Origin of the sequence: Campylobacter sp., assembly GCF_017646085.1 — a bacterium.
In the GTDB taxonomy this organism is placed as follows: Bacteria; Campylobacterota; Campylobacteria; order Campylobacterales; family Campylobacteraceae; genus Campylobacter.
In genome coordinates this window covers 1-3237 of the sequence record NZ_JAGCNF010000141.1, presented here as the reverse complement: position 1 = coordinate 3237, position 3237 = coordinate 1, and the positions used below count along the sequence as shown (strand labels likewise).

Below are 3237 nucleotides of genomic sequence, written 5' to 3'. Positions count from 1 at the left end.
GTTATCCAAAGCGTTGTTAAATTCTTAAAAGAAAAACACTTTGAGAAATATCCAAAAGTTAAACAACTTGTTGAGGATGCATTAGATCAATATGGCAAAATTCCTGAAGTAAAAGCAAAAGCTGATGAAGCATATAAAAAAGGCGATGTTAATGGTGCTATTCTTTGGGAATATCAAGTTTGGCAATATATGGTTAAAACTGCAGATGTTGGTCTAAGAGCTAAAAACAACCTAACAAAAGCTCTTGCTACACCTATGACAGCTGTGCAAGCTCGTGGTGAAGAAGCTTACTTAAAAGGCGGATGTAATGGTTGTCACGTTATTGGCCAAGTAAGTTCTGGTCCAGATTTAACTGGCGTTCTTCTAAGACACGAAAATGCTGAAAAATGGGTATTTGATTTCATTAAAGACCCAGCTAGCAAATATGAAGAAGATTATGTAAAGGCTATGATTAACTACTTTAATCTAAGAATGCCAAATCAAAATATGACCGATCAAGAGATAAAAGATATAATTGAATATCTAAAATGGATCGATGAAAACGCTGGATTGTATTAAAATTTAGCAAATGGGGCGGAGATTCCGCCTCATTAATTAAATTTATTATCCGCCCAAACGGACTGATAATAAATTTAATTAAAGGAGTAAAAATGAAAAGGTATCAGCTCTATACTATACTAGCTCTAATTTTAATGACCGTGGGATTTACTATCCCTGTAATTGCATATCACGGAGTAGCCAATAAGATTAAAAATGGCTCAGAAATTCCAAGCTATGTATATCCAATCTATAATCTCTATACTAAAATTCAATATAAAAATCATCTAATGGCGCCAGAAGTTAAAAACAATCTAGCCAAAATGATAGAAACAAGATCTGAGATTGGAGTGCCAAGCCTTCCTATATGGTATGTATCTTTAGAAGCACCAAACTACCCTAAAGAGGCCTTTCCAGATGGAATTCCAGTATATTTTCATGTAGATGGTTATAGTGGCGATGTGCATGAGATGAACACAATAAATCATTATATAGGAATGTATCCTATGGAGCATGGAGGTAATGTAGAAAGAGCAATTGCGCCATATTATTTACTTGTTGCTACTATTTTTATGTTACTATATCTATACTATAACGGTAAGGGAAATTCGCTCTTGCTAATCCCTACAATTATCGCTCCAGTACTATTTATGAGCGCATTTACTGGTTGGCTATATTGGTATGGTCATAATATGCAAGAATGGGGTGCATTTAAGATTAAACCATTTATGCCAACAGCTTTAGGCGATGGCAAGGTAGCGCAATTTACAACTCACTCATACCCTACTATAGGATTTTGGGTTATGATTATTATGAGCGCCTTATCGATTTTAGCGATATTTTCTAAAAATAAATATCTTAAGGAAAATGCGTGAAAAAACTCTACCTAATAGCTCTACTATCTACTGTTACTTTTGCAAATGATCTACAAAATGCTATAGATAGCGCAAGCAATGGAGATATAATAGAGCTTGGTAGTGGAATTTATAGTGGTAATATAATTATAAATAAACCAATTACTATAGATGGCAAAGATAAAAGCGCTATCATAAAAGGCGATGGTAAAGGTGATGTAATAAAAATCACAAGTTCAGGAGTTAAGCTTTTAAACTTAACCATAGAAAATAGCGGAAACTCTCATACTACAATCGACTCAGCTATAAGCTGTGATAAAGCTAGCAAGATTGAGATTATAAATAATTCTATTAAAGATTCTCTTTTTGGTGTTAATTTTAAGCAGTGTAATGACTCTAAAATAGTTGATAATTTTATCACATAAAAGCCAGTTGATTTGGGCCTTAGAGGCGATGGAATTCGCCTATGGTATAGCCATGACAATCTAATACAAAATAACCATCTATACAAAAGTAGAGATATGGTAGTATGGTATTCTAGCAATAATCAAATTCTTAAAAATTATGGTGAATATGGTAGATATTCGCTACATTTTATGTATGCTGGGAAAAATTTAGTTGAAGAAAATATATTTAAATATAACTCTGTTGGTATATTTTTTATGTTCTCTTCAGGAACAACTGCTAGAAAAAATCAAGTTTTAAGCTCTACTGGCGCATTTGGAGTAGGCATTGGAATGAAAGATACTAGTGATTTTATAATCCAAGATAATATTTTAGCTTATAATGCTAGAGGATTATATCTAGATCAATCTCCATTTCAACCAGGCACTACGAATATTTATGAGGATAATCAGATATTATACAATACAGTTGGAGTTCAATTTCATGCTACTCAGCATAAAAGCATATTTAACCGCAATGATTTTATAGGCAATATGGAGATTGCTATCAATGATACACCTGGTTCTAAAATTGATATAAATGAGTGGAGTAATAATTACTTTGATGATTATGCTGGATTTGATAGAGATAAAGATGGAATTGGCGATATAGAGTATAAGAATTTTACTTATCTTGATTCACTTTGGCAATACTATCCAAATTTAAGACTATTTTATGGAAGTGCTATTATGAGTATATTAAATTTTATCTCTAAACTTGCTCCATTTTCTGAGCCTGAACTATTAATCACAGATATGAATCCGCATATGGAGCCATATAATGAATAGAAGAGAATTTGGCATTTTTAGTATTACAGCAATTGGATGTGCTGCTGGTGGAGGGGTTTTGATAAATAAATTTTATGAGCCAAAACTTCATCTTAGGCCACCAGGAAGTGCTGAAAATTTTGAATCTTTATGTATCAAATGCGGTCAATGTGTTCAGGTTTGTCCGTATCATAGTATTGAGCTTTTAGGGCTTGATGATGGGATAAATATAGCATCAGCTTATATCAATCCAAGCAAAAGAGGTTGCTATCTATGCGATCTATTTCCTTGTGTGCTAGCCTGTCCTAGTGGCGCACTAGACCATAGTATAAACTCTATAAAAGATGTTAAAATGGGAGTTGCCGTAGTAAGAGATATACAAAAATGCTACGCAACGCTAAATAAAAGTGTAAGCCAAGATAATATTAGCACACTACTAGAGCGTAAAACCTATAACCAAAGAGAAGAAGAAGCTAAAAAAATTATAGAAAATAATATCAATAAAAACTGCTCTTTATGCGTAGATTCTTGTTTGGTTGATGGGGCTATAAATTTTATAGAAATAGATGGAAAAAAAGTTGTAAAAATAGAATCAAATTGCGTAGGATGCGGAGTTTGTCAAGAGGTATGTTTTG

3 protein-coding genes and 1 pseudogene are annotated in these 3237 nt (G+C 33.0%); all 4 read left to right on the top strand.

Going from position 1 to position 3237, the window contains the following annotated elements:
- On the top strand, positions 1–558 hold a 558-nt coding region (locus J6V67_RS07245), incomplete at its 5' end, for a cytochrome c family protein (protein ID WP_291860831.1).
- 92 nt (positions 559–650) lie between these two features.
- Positions 651–1412 (top strand): cytochrome C, encoded by a 762-nt coding sequence (locus tag J6V67_RS07240; RefSeq protein WP_291860828.1) that lies wholly within the window; start codon positions 651–653, stop codon positions 1410–1412.
- Positions 1409–2623, top strand: a pseudogene (locus J6V67_RS07235) (nitrous oxide reductase family maturation protein NosD). Before J6V67_RS07240 ends, J6V67_RS07235 begins: the two are co-directional and overlap by 4 nt.
- Positions 2616–3237: 4Fe-4S dicluster domain-containing protein (locus J6V67_RS07230; protein ID WP_291860825.1), on the top strand; the 622-nt coding region annotated here is incomplete at its 3' end. The pseudogene J6V67_RS07235 and the gene J6V67_RS07230, both read left to right, overlap by 8 nt.